Raw genomic sequence first — 18,078 nt, forward strand, 5'->3', positions numbered from 1 at the left:
ATAATTCTCCTGTGCCTATTCAGGCTCAACAGTACAAAGTAGTGGGTGCCCTTCTTTCTTTGCTTCAGACATAACCTTATTCATCTTTGTTTCTGCAACTTCATATGAATAAGTTCCACATACCCCTCGTCCATTATTGTGGACATCGAGCATAATCTTCATGGCCTCTTCTTGACCTCTATTAAAGATATGCATCAACACCCAAATGACAAACTCCATTGTCGTATAGTCATCATTGTGTAGGATGACATGATATTTAGAAGGCTTCTTAACCCTTACTTTATCTTCTAGTGCTACATCACCATCCTCTTCTGTACTAAAGATGGTATTCATTTTTCTAATGTCAATATCGCCAACTTCAAACTTATCCAATTTACTTCCTCGACTTTGCTAAATTTTTTTTCTTTTTTTCCATTATCGCCCATCTGTGTTACTCTTTTCAAGGTATATACGACTGAAAATCTCTAAAAAAGGTCCATAATGAACTTCTTCGAATTTTTCAAATCACTGAAGGCCGATCATCAATCAAATTCTATAAATCAGATACACGCATACTTAAATAAGAAATTTCCAAATATGAACGATGAAAGAAAGGTAATCATCTCATGTATCTGTGGACTCCTTGCCCGTATCGCCTACTCGGACTTTCACGTCAGTCAAAATGAAAAATCAAAGATGCAAAAGATTATCACAGGTATGACACAATTAAATGCCGAGGAAGCCGAGTTAATAACTGAATACTCTATCGAGAAAATGAAAGAGCTTTCTGGACTTGATACCAGAAGTTACTGCAAGCCACTTGTTGAGATCATGTCACAACACGAGCGCTATCAAGTTTTAAAGGCACTCTTTGCAATTGCCGCTGCCGACGGCGAGGTCGACAATGTTGAATCCAATGAGATTAGCTACATTGCCAATGCTCTTGTACTTGAGAAGAAGTACTTCCTGAGTGCACAAGCAGATGTGAAAGAGTATTTAAAAACTTTTCAAGTCTAAAACTATTTTTTACACTCTTTAAGTAATTAAAATTTATGACAAGGAAGTTTAATGAAAGAGAGTGTTGATTCTAACAAAAATCTAGAGAACTCATTAAAGAAAGCCGCGCAATTTATGAATGACGATTTTCAAGGTAATTTTAACTTTTCAAACCTACTTGAAAAGAATGAGAAAAAGATCTCAAAAAGCCCTATATCAAATCTCCTTCAATCAACAACTCAAACAGTAGTCCCTTCAGAAGATGTTGAGACACATGTGGCCAATATAGAACGAGAAGAGAAGAAAGATAATCTCTATAAGAAGATCGAAGATCTTGAAAGAAGATTTGAAACTAAAGAAGTAAATGAGAAATTTGAAAGACTCGAATCACTTCTACAATCAATAATCATTAATCAAAAGAATGTTCGTGAGCAGATCGAACTTAAGTCTGCCCCGGAATCTTCTCCATCACCTATAGAGTCAAAAGACCCAAAGGCACTTTATATTGCAGCCTCTATTATTGCACTTTCACTTATAGCAAGTGCGATGATTTTCAAGTCTGAACCAAAGACTCAAGTTGTAGAGAGAGAAATCGTTAAGCCTGCTGTCGTTTCAGTCCAAAAATCATTTCACACTCCAGTTAAGTACCTTAACTTAAGAGCGATCCCAAGTACAAAGGGTGAAAAACTTGAAGTTGTCGCACCAAATACTCGTGTTGAAATCTTAAAAACAGATGGTGACTGGGTTCAAATTAAGTATAAGAATTATCTAAAAGGATCAACTCACGAAGGTTGGGTTTACGATTCTAAGAACTTAAAATCTATTTAATATCAATAACATACAATGGGAATTTCGACTCTTCGAAATTCCCGACCTTGACATCACTAAATCTCATCCCATCTTATAGGTACACAAAAATAAATGAGGTACCATGTTTCCAATATTAGTTATGTTATTCACAGTTATTCCTGCAATTGAGATCTACCTACTCTTTTCAATTGGTGGCCAAATCGGTGGAGGAAATACTTTTCTACTCGTTCTAATTACTGGTGTAATCGGAGCGGCCCTAGCAAAATCGCAAGGAGCAGCACTACTGGCCAAGATTCAAGGAGAACTTGCCCAAGGACGTGTTCCTGCCAATAGCTTTATCCATGGTCTTCTTGTCTTTGGTGGAGGTCTTCTCCTCTTAACTCCAGGCTTTCTGACAGATGTCCTGGGTCTATCAATGGTTCTTCCACTAACTCGTCACATCTGGCTTATTTACATGAAGAAGTTCTTTATGAGCTCAATTGAAAGTGGCAATATGCAATTTTATTCATTTAAAAATGGTGGTGGATTTTCTTCTTATTCAGGAAATGCCTATAATTCTCAGGCCCGTCACGAAGGCACTCAAAATGGCCCGATCCAAGTGGATGAGAACACATTTGAAGTTGATTACGAAAAGAAGTAAGATCTCATTATGACAACAACGAACGTAACGCTAAGTGATATTCAAGATGCAAGGCTTGCTATTGAAAATCGTATTATTAAAACACCATTAACTTACTCGACAACATTGAGTGAGAAGTTTGACTGCCAAGTTTACTTAAAACTTGAAAATTTACAGTTAACGGGAGCCTATAAAATAAGAGGGGCCCTTAATCGTCTTTCTAAACTAACAAAAGAAGAAAAAGATAAGGGTGTTATTGCATCCTCAGCAGGAAATCATGCTCAAGGTGTTGCTCTTGCAGCAAAACAACTTGGAATTCAGGCAACAATTGTTATGCCTGAATCAACTCCCCTAGCAAAAATTCAAGGAACAAAGAAATTTGGTGCAGAAGTTATCCTTCACGGAAACTTCTATGATGATGCCTACCAAAAGGCCCTTGAGATTCAAAGAGAGTCGGGACAAGTTTTTATTCATCCTTTTAACGATAAAGATATTATTGCTGGCCAAGGAACAATTGGTTTAGAAATTATTGATGAGCTACCTGATGTTGATCTCGTTGCTATTCCTATTGGTGGAGGTGGCCTCATCTCAGGTATTTCAACGGCCATCAAAGAAAGTGGAAGTAGAGCGAAGATCGTTGGAGTCGAAGCAGTCGAAATGCCTGCAATGAAGACATCCATCGAGCAAGATAGAATTGTTACCGTGGATAAGAAAAAGACAATTGCTGACGGTATTGCTGTCACAACTGTTCTTGATAATACATTTAATACTGTAAAAAAATATGTGGATGAGATTGTAACAGTTAAAGAAACTGAAATCTCACACGCTATAGTGACTCTTCTTGAGTATGAGAAGGTCCTTTGTGAAGGTGCTGGAGCAACTTCTGTTGCGGCCCTCTTATATGACCAGTTCAAGGATATAAAAGGAAAGACTGTTGTCCTAGTTGTCAGCGGTGGAAATATTGACTTAAATATCCTCGACCGCATTATCGAAAGAGGTCTCATTACTTCTGGGCGCTCTTGCTCAATTATTGTTAATGTACCTGATACACCTGGAACAATTGCAAGAATTTCAAATATCATCGGTTCTAAGCAGGCCAATATTTTAGAGATTCACCACAACAGGGCCTTCACAACAAGTGTCCTAGGTGAAACAGAAGTTGAATTCTCTCTTGAAACAAGAGGCCATCTTCATATTAAAGAAATTGTTGATGAGCTCAATTCAATGGGCCTTAGTGCCAAAAGAGTCTAGGATATTCTAATGAGTGAATTAAACTTCCTAAAGACAACAAGAAATAACGAAGATACCCTAGCGCCAAGCACTTTTGACGGTGAGAATTGTCACTTTCAAATTCATGATACAGGTATTATTGAAGTCACGCCAAAATCCGTGACAACAGATGATATCTACATAATCTCTTGTGGTATACACGGCAATGAAACTGCACCTATAGAATTTACAAATGAGACACTCGAGAAGATTTATCGTGATGAACTTAGCATCAACTCTCCGACTCTCTTTATCTTTGGTAATCCAAAGGCCATGAATATTGGTAAACGCTTTAGTGAATACAATTTAAATCGTTGCTTTAATGGAGCCTATAAAGATTTAGCTGAGAACTATGAAGTTAAAAGAGCAAGTGTACTTGAAAAACAATGCTATGACTTTGTTGCTAAGTACGATGGTAAACAACTCTTCCACTTTGACCTTCATTGTGCCTTAAAGAAAAGTGAAATGGAGCGATTTGCACTTGTACCAAAGTCAGCTGATCGACAACGAGATCATCACTTTAACTTGGCACTCGCAAATATGGGCGTTCAAGCTTCTTTATTTTCTCATAAAGAATCAACAGTATTTAGTTCGTTTAGCTTTGAAAAGCTAAATGCCTATAGTGCCACCGTTGAACTTGGCAAGGTCTATCCCTTTGGGCAAAACCCTGAAGGTAAATTTAGAGCAGCACAAGAGACAATAGAATCCCTTTTAAGCTCTAAACAATTAAAGAAAGAGGACCTTCCAAAAGCATTTACAATCTATGCTTCAATCAATAAAGAATATGATGACTTTAGTTTTACTTTTGAAGAGGAAGAAAGCGCAAACTTTACTCTCTTTAAAAAAGGTGATCATATTTTTACGCAAAATAACGAAAAGTACCTCGCTGCGGAAGATAACTTACGTATGATTTTTCCAAACTCTAAAGTTATTTTAGGGCAAAGAGCATTACTACTTATTAAAGAATTAGAATAACAAATCAGGAGAGAAAATGAGTGATTTTTTAATCGTTACTTCAAGTGACGGAATGAATCTAAAGATGGCAGACAAGATTCTTGAACTAGCACAAGAAACAGGAAAGTCTTTTGAAATCGTAAAACTTAGTGATTATAAGCTTCCACTATATACAGCTGAAGAAGAAAAGAATGGAATTCCAGAAGATGGAGTTAAACTAACTGAGAAGTTTATCGCGGCCAAAGGTTTTGTTTTCTTAACACCAGAATACAATGGCTCTGTTACACCATCATTTATCAATGCTATTGCATGGGTATCTCGTTCAGGTGGAGAATCTTGGCGTGAAGCATTTGTTGATAAGCCAGCTGTTCTAGGAACACACTCTGGTGGTGGCGGACAATACGTAATCCAAGCAATGCAAAATCAACTTTCTTTCATTGGACTTCATATTGTTGGCCGTAAACTTCTAACGAATTACAGTAAGCAATTAAATGAAGATGGTGCAAGAGGTGCGCTAGCTAGTTTAGTAAAACTTGCATAAGTTTCAGATAAAGAAAAAGCTCCGAAAGGAGCTTTTTTATTTCTTACATGATTTTAATAAGACTAATTTCTTTGGCGGCTCAATAACAGAAGCACAGCCATCCCCTTGCTGGGCCCTTTTTGAGACATTGATATAGAAGCGAAGGCTATCTTTTACAACACTCTTCTTTCCTTTTAAGTCTTCTACATTTACTGTGTACTTTGCTTCGTATGTATGAACATCTTTATCAATAAGCTTCACTTCTGAAATCTTAATTGATTTCTCTGAAACTGCAAGATATTGCAACGACTTTGGAGCATCATAATCAGGATCTTTATTGAAACGATAATACTTTTGATATTTTTCTTTTAAGCATTCATCCTTTGCACCGCTAATGAGTCTAATGCCACTCATTTCAATTTCGGCCAATTGAGCAGCTACTTTTTTAACATCTTTATTGAAAGGACAAATCTCTTTAGCATAGATAAATTGAGAAAATATAATAGTAGCAATTAATAGTTTATACATTCCTTGCTCCTCTTACTTCTTCTTGAAGACATTGATTGATACAACTCTCGCCCTTAAGCTTTGCTGGCTCTTCATACCAACACTTAGAGTTTGAAGAATCATGTCTTAAAATACTGAATCGTCCCGACATCATTTCACTTGAATGCTCTTGCTTAGCAATGATTGCTTTACATGAAGCAACTGCTTTTGCTCTTAAAGTAGAAAACATCGTTGAACGATTCTTTGCGTGAGTTTTTGCATCAACTCTGGCAGGGCCATAATTCTTAAGAGCACCACTATGGATATAAGTAAAATTAAAGTCACTAATTGTAATATCATCACAACGGCCTAGTTCAGAAAATCTTCTAATAGCCAGAGGATCTTCTCCAATAGTATCTACCATCACAACATGGCTTCCCTTCACATTAATAATATCACCTGAATGAAGTGAATAAGGTAAATTAAACTTAACCGGCTTAATACATGAGTTCTTACTTTTAACAGTATCGTGAAGTGATGTTGTCGTTAGTGAACGATAGTCTCGATCATTAGTTGTAAATTTTAATCCCTCTGCTGCATAAGCTGCAGAAATAAACTCAGAACAATCAATACCTGATGCTTTTGCACCTTCTTTTGAAACACCTTGCCCACGAGTAAATAGATTAATCTCCTTACTACGAAGTCCTTTACGTGAGCCATAACCATAAACAGGTGGAACCTTAGTTGCATCCATACATCCTTCACCAGGATAATCAGGATCTTGATCAAGCTTTCGTAAAACCTCATGAGATCTCACCATTGCAACACGATCATGGACAACTCTTTGTTTAAAGTCTGTTCCATTACTGAATGTCGCTTCTTGAGTTGAAACTCCACTTAAACTTGGAGTATCTGAATTAATGATTGTATTAATTGGCCGACACGACTGATAAATCGTGGCCAAAACCTTACGAGCACCAAAAGAGCCAGTACCTACATTTTTAACAAATGACCATTCACGCTCTTGATCAGTCATCGCACACTGTGTCCCCATCGCCGCGACCTTACCATTTATATAATCTGAAATATCGTATGATGTTGGGAAGTTTGAAAAGTTGTCTGTTAGGTCACGCAGGTCTTCATTAACACCTTGGCCCTCTTCTTCACGCACAACATCATCAACCACATCGAGAATATCACTTTCACGTGAAACCCTCTTTGCTTGACTCTGGGCCTTTCCACTTAAAAAGTCACCACTGGTTAGCTGACAAGACGTATTTAACGCGGCCAAGAATATAAAAGTTAAAATTGTATTTTTCTTCATAAGTCTCTCATCTTAAGGACTTATCGGATTTGGCCACAGATAACTTTAGATGTGATAATCAACACTTATAACTCAACGTAAATAATTTACATAGAATGTAAGGATTTGTAATTTTTTATTGAAGGCCCTTTTCTGTACTTTTCAACGCCTCATTGTTTAAATGCGCCACTCACAAAATAAGGATAAATAAATGAACTTTTCTCTTGCCCTGCTAGCTGTTGTTTTTACTGTTAACCTTTCATCGATGGCCATTGATAAAGTTGTTTATGGTGAAGATAATCGTCTGGACCAATTCGAAGTAACTGATCAAAATAAACTAGATCTTCAAAGATCAACGGTTGCTATGATTCCTAAGTCGAAACTTAAGCAGATTGGAAATTCTTCAAATTTTCTTGCACAAGATTCTAAAATCGAATTATGTGAAGGAGAGAGATTTAATAAGCAAGTTGATGTTGCTGACTGTTCAGGATTTCTAGTTGAAAAATATGGTAAGCAATTTATCGTAACAGCTGGTCACTGTATCCAGTCGAAGTCAGTCTGTAACGATAATTACTGGGTATTTGATTATGCAAAAACATCTCCTAACGATGATGCAAGAACAATCAAAGAAGAAAATATTTATAGTTGTCGTAGAGTTGTTGCTCAAAGACTTGGACGCATGTCAGGCGAAGACTTTGCAGTGATTGAATTAGATAGAAAAGTTGAAGGTCGTAAACCACTCGACTACAGACAAAGTGATGACATTAGAAAAGGTGAAGAAGTATTTGTAATTGGCCATCCATCAGGACTACCTTCGAAAGTTTCAGGTGATGCTTTTGTTAGAGATGCTGAGAACTTTTATCAGTTTGAAACAAACCTTGATACATTTTCTGGAAACTCAGGATCTGCTGTATTTAACGAGAAAACGGGACTTGTCGAAGGAATCCTTGTCAATGGAGACGAAGACTACCGCTACAATGCTAAGAAGCATTGTTACGAAGTTAACCGTTGTAACATGGGTAGTTGCGGTGGAGAAGGCGTATTTAGAATTACGCGAATCTTAATGCTAAGACCAAGTAACGACTAAAAACTAAACTTACCATCCAAGCAAGAGTTCACACGTTCTTTTGCTTGGTTGATATCTTCATTAAAGACTGCACCAACTTCCACAGATAAATTTTCTAATAGCATTTCTAAGTACTTTGACTCGGCCGAACCTTTGTCCGTAATTTGAAGTAACTGCTGAATATTATCAACGAACGTATCGATATCTTGTTTTTGAATATTTGATTTAAAGAAATTAATACGATCTTTTTTAGAATCGAATTGCCTAATCTCACTATTTTGAGAAAGTTTATCAAGAGTTTCTTCTAATTCTGTAGGACTACTTAAAGGTCTAAACGCGTCTTCCTTCACTGTTGGAATCATCGTTGTTGAGCGTCCTTGGGAAGATTCAATAATGTAGAACTCCGCTCCACTCATATCTTTTATTTCAGTAATTACGCCAACTCCAAAGTTAATCGATACTACCTCTTGTCCTATTTCTAATTTTGGCATAAATCCCCTTTCGTTAGATAAGTATTATAACACAAGTGAATTAGAATTTCTCGAAGGCAATCTATTCGTTAATAGGTAGCGTCAATTGACGCTCAATCCTTTTTACTTCATCCCAAAAGTGATATATGTCTTCTAATATACTTTATTTTAAGGGGATTTAAGAATGAGTACGGATAGTTTTAAAGAAGCTATATTAGAGGGTATTCCTAAGACTTTACCAAATTATAAGAAATATGAAGAGGATATTAACCACGCTCCAAAACGTAAACAAATTCTATCTCAAGAAGAAGAAAAGCTAGCACTAAGAAATGCACTTCGCTACTTCCCAAGTGAACAGCATGCTGAATTACTTGCAGAATTTAAAGAGGAGTTAGAAAAGTACGGACGCATCTATATGTACCGCTACCGCCCTGATTATAAAATTCATGCTCGCTCAATTGAAGAGTATCCACATAAGTCCAAGCAAGCTGCTGCAATCATGCTAATGCTTTCAAATAACCTAGACTACGCTGTTGCACAGCACCCTCATGAGTTAATTACTTATGGTGGAAATGGTGCCGTTTTTCAAAACTGGGCACAATATCTTTTAACAATGCAATACCTTGCGACGATGACTGATGAGCAAACACTAGTTCTCTACTCTGGTCACCCTGCGGGATTATTTCCATCTCATAAAGATGCCCCAAGAGTTGTTGTCACAAATGGAATGATGATTCCAAATTATTCAAAGCCAGATGACTGGGAAAAATTCAATGCTCTTGGAGTGACTCAATACGGACAAATGACTGCTGGTTCATTTATGTATATTGGGCCACAAGGAATTGTTCACGGAACAACAATTACAGTTCTAAATGCTCTAAGAAAAATTTCAACAGAAGCGGTTACGGAAACTGCTGGAAAAGTTTTTGTGACAGCTGGACTTGGTGGAATGTCTGGAGCACAACCAAAGGCCGCAGTTATTGCAGGTTGTATTGGTATTGTTGCGGAAGTAAATCCAAAAGCTGTTAAGACAAGACATGAGCAAGGATGGGTTGATGAAGTTTTCACTGACCTTGATGAGCTGATGGCAAGAATTAAGAAAGCACAAGATAATAAAGAAGCTGTTTCACTTGCCTACCAAGGAAATATAATTAACCTTTGGGAAAAGATCGCTGAAAGCGATATTTATATTGATATTGGTTCTGACCAAACATCTCTTCACAACCCATGGGCCGGAGGCTACTACCCTGCGGGCCTAACATTTGAAGAATCAAATGAGATGATGGCAAATAACCCAGAACAATTTAAAGTTGAAGTTCAAAAGAGTTTAGTAAGACACGTGAACGCGGTTAATAAACTTGCCGACAAAGGGATGTACTTCTTTGATTATGGAAATGCATTCTTATTAGAAGCATCTCGCGCTGGTGCCGATATCATGAAAGAAGGATCGACTGAAGATTTCAAGTATCCTTCATATGTTCAAGACATTATGGGCCCAATGTGCTTTGATTATGGATTTGGACCTTTTAGATGGGTTTGTACTTCAAGCACACAAGAGGATCTTGATCTAACTGACAAACTAGCAACTGAAGTTTTAGAGAAGCTAATGCAAGAGTCACCAAGTGAGATCACGCAGCAAATGCAAGATAATATCACTTGGATTAAGGGTGCAAAAGAAAATGATCTCGTCGTCGGATCAAAGGCCCGCATCCTTTATGCAGATAGTGATGGAAGAATTGAAATCGCTCTCGCATTTAACAAGGCCCTTCGCGAAGGAAAGCTTAAAGCGCCAGTTGTTCTAGGACGTGACCACCACGATGTATCAGGAACAGACTCTCCATTTAGAGAGACTTCAAATATTTATGACGGCTCACGCTTTACTGCAGATATGGCCGTCCAAAACTTTGTTGGCGACTCATTTAGAGGAGCAACTTGGATTTCACTTCACAACGGCGGTGGTGTCGGATGGGGTGAAGTTATGAACGGTGGTTTCGGAATGGTTCTCGATGGAAGTGAAGACTGTGATCGTCGTATCAAGTCGATGCTTTTTTGGGATGTAAATAATGGAATTAATCGTCGAAGTTGGGCCCGTAATGAAGGAGCAACTTTTGCAATTAAGAGAGCGATGGAAAAAGAGCCTCTTTTAAAAGTAACGCTTCCAAATTTAGTTGATGACTCTTTACTATAAGAAAAAAAAAGCTCCCACTATGGGAGCTTTATTTTATGCCGCAGCTTTGTAATTTAAACTAAAGGGGTAGTAAATTTCCTGGGCATCTTTATTAATAATATCCTCGACCAAGGATATAAATTCAAATTCGTCTAGGCCATTTAATGAAGCCGCTGTCCAAATTGGCGTTAGTTTTTCAGAAAAAAGGTCTGAATTAAAATCTCCGTCAGTTGTTGTTTCTAAGTAAATTCCCTGAACCTCATTTCTTGTTTCATTTAAAAAAGTTTGTTTAAAATTATCTTTTTGCATTCGAACGTCCCCCGTAAAATAAGTACATGTACTTTATTTCTACTCATTCATTTTGCAGCAATTTTGAAATTTTAAGAATTAATTCATGCAATTCAATAAATTCAATGACTTATTTTTATTCATCTGAATAAAAATACATGAGCATATGGTTATTTTTTGTCAGCTTTCCTTGGCAATAAATAAAAACTAATGAACTTGTCCATTTGTCTAAACTCTTCGTTGTTTTCTTTTTAAAAGCGAATTATATTGTCGCCATGAAAGGTATCATCTTATTAAGTATTGCTTGTGCAATCTGGGGGCTCGGCTTTGCCGGAACTCGATTTACACTTACAGACTATTCTCCAGTGTGGTCAAACTCGCTACGCTATATCTTCGCTGGTTCATTCGCTTTTCTAATTCTTTTTTTTAGAAATGACTTTAAGAAACTTGCCGGAAAAAAGAATGAAGTTCTAGGTGGGCTAATTTGCTCAGCACTTCTAATGATGGCCCTGCAACTTCAAACTGTTGGTATCGCCATGACAACAATGGCCAAGGCCGGCTTCTTCACTGTCTTCTACGCTATTATTACTCCTATAATCTCTGTGATATTTCTAGGACAAAGAGTTCGCAAAACATTCTGGTTTCTGCTTTCAACATCAATGCTTGGAATCATGATGATGAATGGGATGGATTTTAGTAATTTTAATATGGGAGATATCTTTGTTATTGCTTCAGCAGTCTTCTTCTCTCTCCATATCATTGCAACTGATCGTTATGCCAATGATGTCGAAGCCGTTCGCTTTAACTTTCTCCAATGTATTTTTATGGGAATCATGGGACTAGTTTTTGCACTACTTTATGAAGGGCCAACGAGCTTAGCTGTTCTCTATACGAACTCACCCCTAAACTTCCCTTCTCCACTGTGGGGATTTTTAATACTATCAATTTTCTCATCACTAATTGCCTTCTCTCTTCAGATTACGGCACAAAGAAGTATTCCGGCCCATATTGTAGGACTAGTCTTCTTAAGTGAATCAATCTTTGCTGCATTATTCGGCTATATCTTATTTGGAGAGACGCTAGATCCGACAGCAATTGCTGGTTCGATCGTCATTGTTATATCAGTAGCTCTTGTTCCAAGATTTACAAATATCAAAAAAGATGAAAGCGAAGATGGTGAGTTAATAGAAAATACCGGGGTATCGTCTGTTGTCAACGATACCCGAGCATAATTTATAAACAGCGCTAGGCTGCTAGTGGTATATCGTTTGTGAATGGAAAGATAACATTATCGATTTGAGTTGGGATAACTTCTTCAACAATAGTTGCGAACTCATCTTCGGTAAGGCCATTGATTTGTGCTTCTGACCAAATGATTGTTAATTTCTCATTAAAGACACTGCAATCAAACTCACCTTTAATTTTCGATTGAGAAACGATTGATTTAATCTCATCTCTTGCATGGGCAATAAAAGTCTCTCTAAAGTTCTCAATATTCATTTGTGTTCTCCTCGTCATTTAACCAACTGGCAACCCTCTGGAACCGCTTTGGCTATTTAGCTATTATGCAAAGGTTTTGGTTAATTCTGATGAGAAAATTAATTTAATCTAATTACAGATACTTAAATTATGAGCAATGAGATAAGTCGTAGCTATTTTATTGATTAGAGTAATTTCAAAGTGCCATCTTCCTATGTCACACTCAATAAAAACATAGACTTATAAATTCACCTAAATTTATAGCGAGCAACTCGTAAGTCCCTTCTTTTTCAAGTACTTCTGATGATACTCTTCGGCCTTGATGTAATTATTCAACAATTCAAGTTTAGTCACGATAGGATTTTTAAAGCAACCACTTTCTTCAAGCTCTTTTATGGCCTTTGCTCCAGCTTCCTTTTGCACTTCGTTACTATAGAAGATCACACTTCTGTATTGAGAACCGACATCAACTCCCTGACGATTAAGGGTAGTTGGATTGTGGTTATTAAAGAAGATATCCAATAGGTTTTCAAATTTAATTATTGATGGGTCGTAAGTAATTTTAACTACTTCAGCGTGACCAGTCGTATCAGTACAGACCTCTTCGTAAGTCGTATGATCACTATTTCCACCAGCGTAGCCAACTTCGGTTTCAACAATTCCCGCAAGCTTTCTAAAGGTTTCTTCAACACCCCAAAAACACCCTGCTCCAAATACTGCGACTTCAATATTGTTCATTGCAAACCTCCGATTTATTTCGTAATTTAACCGACATATGAGCAAGAAAACAAGAAAATTCTTAGAAAAGAAATTTGAAAAAGAGCTAGAAATAGCTAAAGAAAAAGCCGTTCATGGGCAACATGAAATCATCATTATTTTAGATCATCTTAAGGGTGGCTTTAATATTGGGAAGATCTTGAGGTCATGTGAAATCTACAGTGTTCACGAAGTCCATATTGTTGGGACGAAGTTCTTTGATGTCACAATTGCAAAAGGAGCTCTTAAAAGAGTTAAGACTTTCTTCTACGAAAATATCGAAGAGTCGATTGAGCGCATAAGTGAACTTGGCTACACTCCCCTAACTCTGGACTCTAATGCACAAACGTATCTGAATAAGAGTGAACTTCCTAAGAAGTCGGCCTTTATTTTTGGCCATGAAGAATTTGGTCCTCTAAAAGAAATGCCAGGGATCGAAAGGCTTAAGATTAAGCAATACGGAATGACAGAATCGTTAAACGTTTCTATTGCTGCAAGCATTGTCATGTACGAGTACACTAACCAACACGCTAGCGAGTAAGATTAAAATGATTGAAACAATTAACCTCACAAAGAAATTTACAAGTTATAAGAAAGAAGAAGGATTTAAAGGAAGTATCAAGTCTTTCTTTAATCGAAATCCCATTACGAAGTATGCCGTAAACGACTTTAGCTTCAAGGTCGAAAAAGGTGAAATCAAAGGTTTACTAGGTCCAAACGGAGCAGGAAAAACGACACTCATGAAGATGCTGACAGGAATTATTGTTCCTTCAAGTGGAGAGGTCACAATTGCAGGATACAAGCCTTGGCAACGTGACAAGGAGTTTAGAAAGAAGATCGCTCTTGTTATGGGACAAAAGTCACAGCTGTGGTGGGACATCCCAGCAATGGACTCATTTCAACTACTCCAAAAATATTATGAAATTCCAGATGACCAATTCAAGAAGAAACTTGGTTATATGGGAGAGCTTCTCGATGTCACAGAGCTATTTCATATCCATGTAAGAAAACTTTCTCTTGGTGAAAGAATGAAGCTAGAACTTATGGCCTCACTCTTACACGAACCAGAAGTTCTCTTCTTAGATGAGCCTACAATTGGACTTGATCTAGTGGCACAAGAGAATATGAGAAACTTCCTAAAAGAATATCATGCCAGGAATGACCTCTCGATTATCCTTACATCTCACTATATGGCCGACGTACAGGCTCTTTGTAAGGACCTTGTTCTAATTTCAAAAGGACAAAAAGCATATGATGGGCCACTTCAAAATCTCGAAAAAATCCTTGGAGATAAGAAGTCAGTCTACTTCAGTTTTGATAAAGCAATTGATTCCAAAGAAGATTTTTGGTCAAAACTTGATTGTGATTTTCTAGATAATGGATCAAGTGTTGAGCTAAGAGTTGATAAAGAAGAACTCTCTGAAATCTCTGCGGCCATCTTATCAAAGTATCCAGTTATTGATTTTCATACAGAAAAGCTTCCAATAGAGAAAGTAATGAAGAAGATTATGGAGAACCCGGAGATTCTAAGTAATGTCTAATCTTATCAAATGGTGGCAAACCATTAAGATCTCCATTGTAAAGTACACGGCCTATCGTTTAAACTTCTTCCTTCAAATTATTGGACCAGCGCTAGTCTTTCTTTTTATTAAGTACAACTTGTGGACGGCCATTTTTGAGAGTACAGGAAGTGGTACAATTAAAGGCTATACACTGAAGGCGATGCTTACATACCATGTTTGGGCCTTTGTCGTGTCACAACTTGCCCAAGGTCACACAGCTCTTAACTTGGCCCTTGATATTAGGATGGGAAGAATTTCAACTTATCTCATCTATCCGTTTAACTTTTGGGAATTTCACACGGCCTCATTTATTGGCTTTCAAGTTATTCAACTCTTTGTTACAGGGTTTGCAATATTCTTTTTTTCAGTAATTGGTATTTTACCAAGTGTCGACTTCCCTACACTACTAAACGGTGTTGGCGTTTGTCTCTTTGTTAGCCTCTTTTGGTTCTCGCTACAATACTTAACGGGTGTTATGGCCTTTTGGTTAGAAGAGACTTGGATCTTACGAGTAATGCTTCAGATGATTACAGTATTTCTTTCGGGTGCAATTATTCCACTTGAACTATATCCGGACTTCTTTAGGGAAATCCTAATGTATACACCATTTCCTTATTTAACTTACTATCCAATTAAAGTCTTTATGGGAGAGGCCGTAAGTTATGCAACATTCTTTAGTGTCTTATCTCCATGGCTAATTCTTGTTAGTCTCATTAGCGCACTAACGTGGAAACGTGGAATTAAACTTTATACAGCGGCGGGGATGTAATGAGACTTGGTTCTTTTAGTTCAGAAGTTAAACACTATCTATCAGTATATAAGAAATTTATTTCAACAAGTACGGCCGTGGCCATGAGCTTTCGCACAAGCTTTGTCCTCATGGTTATGATGGATCTAATGTTCTTTGGTTCAGCTTACTTTACTGTTGATTTTATCTTTGATCACGTGGATATGGTTATGGGCTGGAATCGAAACCAATTCATGCTATTTCTATCTTATGTCTTACTTGTTGATGGTTTTCACATGATCATCTTAAGTCAAAATTTTTGGCGCTTCAGTGATGATCTCAAGTCAGGGCAATTAGACTACACAATTCTTAGGCCTCTTAGCTCAATCTTTAGCGTCTTCTTTCGCAATATTAGACCTTCATCAATTCCAACACTAATTCCAGCAATAGCGGTATTTAGTTACTATGCAAATCTTAATGGATTTAACATATTACAATGGGCCCTCATTCCTCTGCTTCTAACACTTTCACTAGCATTACTTGCTGTCGTGGAGTTTGTTATTAGCTGTGCTATGTTTTGGTTAGTTGAAGGTGTCGGGATTAACTTCTTTAGAATGCAGATGCAGCAACTTTCGCGCTGGCCTGATCTTATTTATGGGGCAGCGACAAAGAGAGTGTTTTCGACGCTCGTTCCGATACTACTAGTAGGTTCGGCACCGATTCATTTCTTATTAGATATGAACAAGTGGCACTACCTTCTTATCATGGTAGTTGCCACTGGTGTATTCTGGTTTATTTTATTAAAACTTTGGGAGAGAGGACTACAAGTCTATGACTCGGCGTCTTCGTAGCCTCTTCGTACCCTCAACTTAAGCTGCTTGTTTTCTTTCTTCTTCACCTAAGAAAACAAGCTCGATCTCACCAATTGAGCGATTGACGAAGCTAACTTCATTCAATAATTGATCTGCAATATTTGATGCTCCCTTGGCAATTCCTGTATTGGATTTTGAGGATACATCAATGCTTGAAATTGAGCCTTGAAGTTCGGTAATCCCCTTTGATTGCTCAAAAGTTGCAGATGAAATTTCGGTAATTGAGTTAGTCACATTCTCCACACTAACAACGATCTCTTCAAGTATTTGCCCACATTCATTTGCCACTTCAGATCCAGATGTCACACTATCTCTAACCTTTTGAACGAGGTCTGATAGCTTCATATTTGACTCTTCTACAATTGAGTTAACCTCATTAACACTTGTACTAACCATATCTGAAATTTCGACAGAAGCATTACCACTCATCTGCGCTAGTTTTCCAACTTCTTCGGCCACAACAGCAAAGCCCTTACCTGCTTCACCGGCCCTTGCTGCCTCAACTGATGCATTAAATGAAAGCAGCTTTGTTTGGAAAACAATATCGTTAATAACTTGAGTCCTCTCCTCAATACGATTGATTAGCTCTACGATGTGAAGCATCTTCTTGTTATTATCAGAGAACTCCTCCACCATAACATCAATATCGCTGTCGATTCCATTCATTGAATGAATCATTTTCTTTACAATCTTCTTCCCAACGGCGGCCTTACCTAAACTCTCTTGCGCAAGGTTATTAGATTTTTGTGCATTATCAGCTGTCATTCTTACCATTGAACTAATTTCTTCAAGTGAACTTGATGACTCTTGCAGTGATGAATCTTGTCTCTCACTTGAAAGAGAGAGTTCGTTAGAAGTCGAAGCAATACTTTTTGCACTCTTCGTTAGTGAACGAGATGTATCAGTAAGAGCAGAAATTGTAGCTTTAATTTTTTGTGAAATATTTGATGCGTACGCTACTCCAATAGAGAAGCCAAGGATAATTCCTATAAATGAAACAACCACGAGAGTAATTTGTAAACTACGTGCTGTTGCACTAACGACTGATGCCGAAGAAATAACTTCTTTTGATAAGCGAGTATTGTATTTATCTAGAACTCTTTGGTAATTTTCAGCGGCCTCTGGACAATGAACTAAGAAAATTTCTAGGAGTTCAGCTCTAGCTGTAGGATTATTAATTTTTGCAAGTTCAAGTGCTCTAGCACCAACTTTCTTAAAGTCACTCCACTGTACTTGAAGCTCATTAAATATTTTTTGTTCTTCAGCATCAGTGATAATATTACGTAACTTATTTGCAGCTAACTCATAATTATCAATCATCTTTATCGTATTAGAAATCGCATTATTCCGATTCTTACTATCTAAGTCCTCAAGCCCTAGGGTTCTCACTTGAATTCGCGTTTTCTGATAGCTAACATCCATCTCGCTAAGTAGAGAACTACGTGGAATAATATTTTCGCTAAAGAAATTTGATTGCTCGCTTAAGTCACTTACACCAAAGTAAGAAACAGTACTGATAACAATACTGACGACCGACAAAAAGAAACATAATAAAATCAATTTAACTTTAAAATTCTTATTTTTCATTAATCCTCCAGAACACACTGAAGTATCGTACAAAGACATTTTCAATTAAAGTTCAGTCTTTAAACTAAACCTATACAAAGTGAAAATAAATAGAATTGGACCTGTTGAAAATTCACGGCTTACATTGAAAAAAAAGTTGAAAAAAAATTAAAAAACTAAAAAGTAAAA

Annotated in this window: 21 protein-coding genes; 13 read left to right on the top strand and 8 right to left on the bottom strand. The window is 37.2% G+C overall.

All coding sequences use genetic code 11. From position 1 onward, the window contains the following. Positions 1 to 15: 15 nt before the first annotated feature. Positions 16 to 372, bottom strand: coding sequence for an ATP-dependent Clp protease adapter ClpS (gene clpS / locus ABMA78_RS03305; RefSeq protein ID WP_392857024.1), 357 nt, complete (start codon positions 370 to 372; stop codon positions 16 to 18). Between the two features lie 108 nt (positions 373 to 480). Between clpS and ABMA78_RS03310 the strand changes: the two genes are divergently transcribed. The 6 genes from ABMA78_RS03310 (at position 481) to ABMA78_RS03335 (ending at position 5,168) form a co-directional block, all read left to right on the top strand. Next, positions 481 to 996 carry a TerB family tellurite resistance protein gene (locus ABMA78_RS03310; protein WP_392857026.1) on the top strand — a complete coding sequence of 172 codons (516 nt, stop codon included), beginning with the start codon at positions 481 to 483 and terminating at the stop codon, positions 994 to 996. 51 nt (positions 997 to 1,047) lie between these two features. Beyond that, on the top strand, positions 1,048 to 1,803 hold the full coding sequence (locus tag ABMA78_RS03315) for an SH3 domain-containing protein (protein WP_392857027.1): 756 nt from the start codon (positions 1,048 to 1,050) through the stop codon (positions 1,801 to 1,803). A gap of 103 nt (positions 1,804 to 1,906) precedes the next feature. Next, a complete protein-coding gene (locus tag ABMA78_RS03320) occupies positions 1,907 to 2,425 on the top strand; it encodes an FxsA family protein (RefSeq protein ID WP_392857028.1) in 519 nt (172 codons plus the stop codon). A 9-nt stretch (positions 2,426 to 2,434) separates the two neighbouring features. Continuing rightward, positions 2,435 to 3,655 (top strand): threonine ammonia-lyase, encoded by a 1,221-nt coding sequence (gene ilvA, locus ABMA78_RS03325; RefSeq protein WP_392857030.1) that lies wholly within the window; start codon positions 2,435 to 2,437, stop codon positions 3,653 to 3,655. Positions 3,656 to 3,664: 9 nt separating this feature from the next. After that, positions 3,665 to 4,648: a succinylglutamate desuccinylase gene (locus ABMA78_RS03330; protein WP_392857032.1), complete on the top strand. Its 984-nt coding sequence runs from the start codon at positions 3,665 to 3,667 to the stop codon at positions 4,646 to 4,648. A gap of 16 nt (positions 4,649 to 4,664) precedes the next feature. Then, complete coding sequence (locus tag ABMA78_RS03335) at positions 4,665 to 5,168, top strand: NADPH-dependent FMN reductase (RefSeq protein WP_392857035.1); 504 nt, start codon at positions 4,665 to 4,667, stop codon at positions 5,166 to 5,168. A gap of 36 nt (positions 5,169 to 5,204) precedes the next feature. Here ABMA78_RS03335 and ABMA78_RS03340 read toward each other — a convergent pair whose 3' ends face one another. Then, positions 5,205 to 5,675 (bottom strand): hypothetical protein, encoded by a 471-nt coding sequence (locus ABMA78_RS03340; protein ID WP_392857036.1) that lies wholly within the window; start codon positions 5,673 to 5,675, stop codon positions 5,205 to 5,207. After that, positions 5,668 to 6,957, bottom strand: coding sequence for a hypothetical protein (locus tag ABMA78_RS03345; protein ID WP_392857038.1), 1,290 nt, complete (start codon positions 6,955 to 6,957; stop codon positions 5,668 to 5,670). The genes ABMA78_RS03340 and ABMA78_RS03345 overlap by 8 nt, the downstream gene beginning before the upstream one ends. A gap of 190 nt (positions 6,958 to 7,147) precedes the next feature. On the opposite strand from ABMA78_RS03345, the gene ABMA78_RS03350 reads away from it, so the two are divergent. Continuing rightward, positions 7,148 to 8,023 (top strand): trypsin-like serine peptidase, encoded by an 876-nt coding sequence (locus ABMA78_RS03350; RefSeq protein WP_392857041.1) that lies wholly within the window; start codon positions 7,148 to 7,150, stop codon positions 8,021 to 8,023. Here ABMA78_RS03350 and ABMA78_RS03355 read toward each other — a convergent pair. Then, positions 8,020 to 8,493: a CarD family transcriptional regulator gene (locus ABMA78_RS03355; RefSeq protein WP_392857043.1), complete on the bottom strand. Its 474-nt coding sequence runs from the start codon at positions 8,491 to 8,493 to the stop codon at positions 8,020 to 8,022. The genes ABMA78_RS03350 and ABMA78_RS03355 overlap by 4 nt on opposite strands. Positions 8,494 to 8,656: 163 nt before the next feature. Between ABMA78_RS03355 and ABMA78_RS03360 the strand changes: the two genes are divergently transcribed. Continuing rightward, positions 8,657 to 10,660: a urocanate hydratase gene (locus tag ABMA78_RS03360; RefSeq protein ID WP_392857044.1), complete on the top strand. Its 2,004-nt coding sequence runs from the start codon at positions 8,657 to 8,659 to the stop codon at positions 10,658 to 10,660. A 33-nt stretch (positions 10,661 to 10,693) separates the two neighbouring features. Here the strand turns inward: ABMA78_RS03360 and ABMA78_RS03365 are convergent, their stop codons facing one another. Continuing rightward, positions 10,694 to 10,948 (bottom strand): hypothetical protein, encoded by a 255-nt coding sequence (locus ABMA78_RS03365; protein WP_392857047.1) that lies wholly within the window; start codon positions 10,946 to 10,948, stop codon positions 10,694 to 10,696. 254 nt (positions 10,949 to 11,202) lie between these two features. Here ABMA78_RS03365 and ABMA78_RS03370 point away from each other — a divergent pair, with 254 nt between their 5' ends. Continuing rightward, on the top strand, positions 11,203 to 12,159 hold the full coding sequence (locus ABMA78_RS03370; RefSeq protein WP_392857050.1) for a DMT family transporter: 957 nt from the start codon (positions 11,203 to 11,205) through the stop codon (positions 12,157 to 12,159). A gap of 13 nt (positions 12,160 to 12,172) precedes the next feature. Here ABMA78_RS03370 and ABMA78_RS03375 read toward each other — a convergent pair whose 3' ends face one another. Together ABMA78_RS03375 and msrA are read right to left on the bottom strand one after the other, a co-directional pair. Next, the gene (locus ABMA78_RS03375) at positions 12,173 to 12,427 is read right to left on the bottom strand and encodes a hypothetical protein (RefSeq protein ID WP_392857052.1); all 255 of its coding nucleotides are present in this window, start codon (positions 12,425 to 12,427) and stop codon (positions 12,173 to 12,175) included. A 237-nt stretch (positions 12,428 to 12,664) separates the two neighbouring features. Beyond that, a complete protein-coding gene (gene msrA, locus ABMA78_RS03380) occupies positions 12,665 to 13,144 on the bottom strand; it encodes a peptide-methionine (S)-S-oxide reductase MsrA (protein ID WP_392857054.1) in 480 nt (159 codons plus the stop codon). 37 nt (positions 13,145 to 13,181) lie between these two features. On the opposite strand from msrA, the gene ABMA78_RS03385 reads away from it, so the two are divergent. From ABMA78_RS03385 to ABMA78_RS03400, 4 genes are read left to right on the top strand one after another with little or no spacing between them, the layout of a single operon-like run. Beyond that, positions 13,182 to 13,703, top strand: coding sequence for a TrmH family RNA methyltransferase (locus ABMA78_RS03385; RefSeq protein WP_392857057.1), 522 nt, complete (start codon positions 13,182 to 13,184; stop codon positions 13,701 to 13,703). A gap of 7 nt (positions 13,704 to 13,710) precedes the next feature. Continuing rightward, on the top strand, positions 13,711 to 14,703 hold the full coding sequence (locus ABMA78_RS03390) for an ATP-binding cassette domain-containing protein (RefSeq protein ID WP_392857060.1): 993 nt from the start codon (positions 13,711 to 13,713) through the stop codon (positions 14,701 to 14,703). Beyond that, a complete protein-coding gene (locus tag ABMA78_RS03395; RefSeq protein WP_392857063.1) occupies positions 14,696 to 15,493 on the top strand; it encodes an ABC transporter permease in 798 nt (265 codons plus the stop codon). The genes ABMA78_RS03390 and ABMA78_RS03395 overlap by 8 nt, the downstream gene beginning before the upstream one ends. Beyond that, entirely contained in the window at positions 15,493 to 16,302 is an 810-nt protein-coding gene (locus tag ABMA78_RS03400) for an ABC transporter permease (RefSeq protein WP_392857064.1), read from the top strand. Before ABMA78_RS03395 ends, ABMA78_RS03400 begins: the two co-directional genes overlap by 1 nt. 18 nt (positions 16,303 to 16,320) lie before the next feature. Here ABMA78_RS03400 and ABMA78_RS03405 read toward each other — a convergent pair whose 3' ends face one another. Beyond that, the gene (locus tag ABMA78_RS03405; RefSeq protein WP_392857066.1) at positions 16,321 to 17,910 is read right to left on the bottom strand and encodes a methyl-accepting chemotaxis protein; all 1,590 of its coding nucleotides are present in this window, start codon (positions 17,908 to 17,910) and stop codon (positions 16,321 to 16,323) included. Positions 17,911 to 18,078: the final 168 nt, after the last annotated feature.

This window comes from Halobacteriovorax sp. RZ-2 (assembly GCF_043196685.1).
Classification (GTDB): Bacteria; Bdellovibrionota; Bacteriovoracia; order Bacteriovoracales; family Bacteriovoracaceae; genus Halobacteriovorax_A.

What these genes read in the sequence shown, in the direction of transcription:
- ABMA78_RS03310 (WP_392857026.1), top strand. Translation starts at nt 481, where the DNA reads ATGAACTTCTTCGAATTTTTCAAATCACTGAAGGCCGATCATCAATCA.
- ABMA78_RS03315 (WP_392857027.1), top strand. Translation starts at nt 1,048, where the DNA reads ATGAAAGAGAGTGTTGATTCTAACAAAAATCTAGAGAACTCATTAAAG.
- ABMA78_RS03320 (WP_392857028.1), top strand. Translation starts at nt 1,907, where the DNA reads ATGTTTCCAATATTAGTTATGTTATTCACAGTTATTCCTGCAATTGAG.
- ilvA (WP_392857030.1), top strand. Translation starts at nt 2,435, where the DNA reads ATGACAACAACGAACGTAACGCTAAGTGATATTCAAGATGCAAGGCTT.
- ABMA78_RS03330 (WP_392857032.1), top strand. Translation starts at nt 3,665, where the DNA reads ATGAGTGAATTAAACTTCCTAAAGACAACAAGAAATAACGAAGATACC.
- ABMA78_RS03335 (WP_392857035.1), top strand. Translation starts at nt 4,665, where the DNA reads ATGAGTGATTTTTTAATCGTTACTTCAAGTGACGGAATGAATCTAAAG.
- ABMA78_RS03340 (WP_392857036.1), bottom strand. Translation starts at nt 5,675, where the DNA reads ATGTATAAACTATTAATTGCTACTATTATATTTTCTCAATTTATCTAT.
- ABMA78_RS03345 (WP_392857038.1), bottom strand. Translation starts at nt 6,957, where the DNA reads ATGAAGAAAAATACAATTTTAACTTTTATATTCTTGGCCGCGTTAAAT.
- ABMA78_RS03350 (WP_392857041.1), top strand. Translation starts at nt 7,148, where the DNA reads ATGAACTTTTCTCTTGCCCTGCTAGCTGTTGTTTTTACTGTTAACCTT.
- ABMA78_RS03355 (WP_392857043.1), bottom strand. Translation starts at nt 8,493, where the DNA reads ATGCCAAAATTAGAAATAGGACAAGAGGTAGTATCGATTAACTTTGGA.
- ABMA78_RS03360 (WP_392857044.1), top strand. Translation starts at nt 8,657, where the DNA reads ATGAGTACGGATAGTTTTAAAGAAGCTATATTAGAGGGTATTCCTAAG.
- ABMA78_RS03365 (WP_392857047.1), bottom strand. Translation starts at nt 10,948, where the DNA reads ATGCAAAAAGATAATTTTAAACAAACTTTTTTAAATGAAACAAGAAAT.
- ABMA78_RS03370 (WP_392857050.1), top strand. Translation starts at nt 11,203, where the DNA reads ATGAAAGGTATCATCTTATTAAGTATTGCTTGTGCAATCTGGGGGCTC.
- ABMA78_RS03375 (WP_392857052.1), bottom strand. Translation starts at nt 12,427, where the DNA reads ATGAATATTGAGAACTTTAGAGAGACTTTTATTGCCCATGCAAGAGAT.
- msrA (WP_392857054.1), bottom strand. Translation starts at nt 13,144, where the DNA reads ATGAACAATATTGAAGTCGCAGTATTTGGAGCAGGGTGTTTTTGGGGT.
- ABMA78_RS03385 (WP_392857057.1), top strand. Translation starts at nt 13,182, where the DNA reads ATGAGCAAGAAAACAAGAAAATTCTTAGAAAAGAAATTTGAAAAAGAG.
- ABMA78_RS03390 (WP_392857060.1), top strand. Translation starts at nt 13,711, where the DNA reads ATGATTGAAACAATTAACCTCACAAAGAAATTTACAAGTTATAAGAAA.
- ABMA78_RS03395 (WP_392857063.1), top strand. Translation starts at nt 14,696, where the DNA reads ATGTCTAATCTTATCAAATGGTGGCAAACCATTAAGATCTCCATTGTA.
- ABMA78_RS03400 (WP_392857064.1), top strand. Translation starts at nt 15,493, where the DNA reads ATGAGACTTGGTTCTTTTAGTTCAGAAGTTAAACACTATCTATCAGTA.
- ABMA78_RS03405 (WP_392857066.1), bottom strand. Translation starts at nt 17,910, where the DNA reads ATGAAAAATAAGAATTTTAAAGTTAAATTGATTTTATTATGTTTCTTT.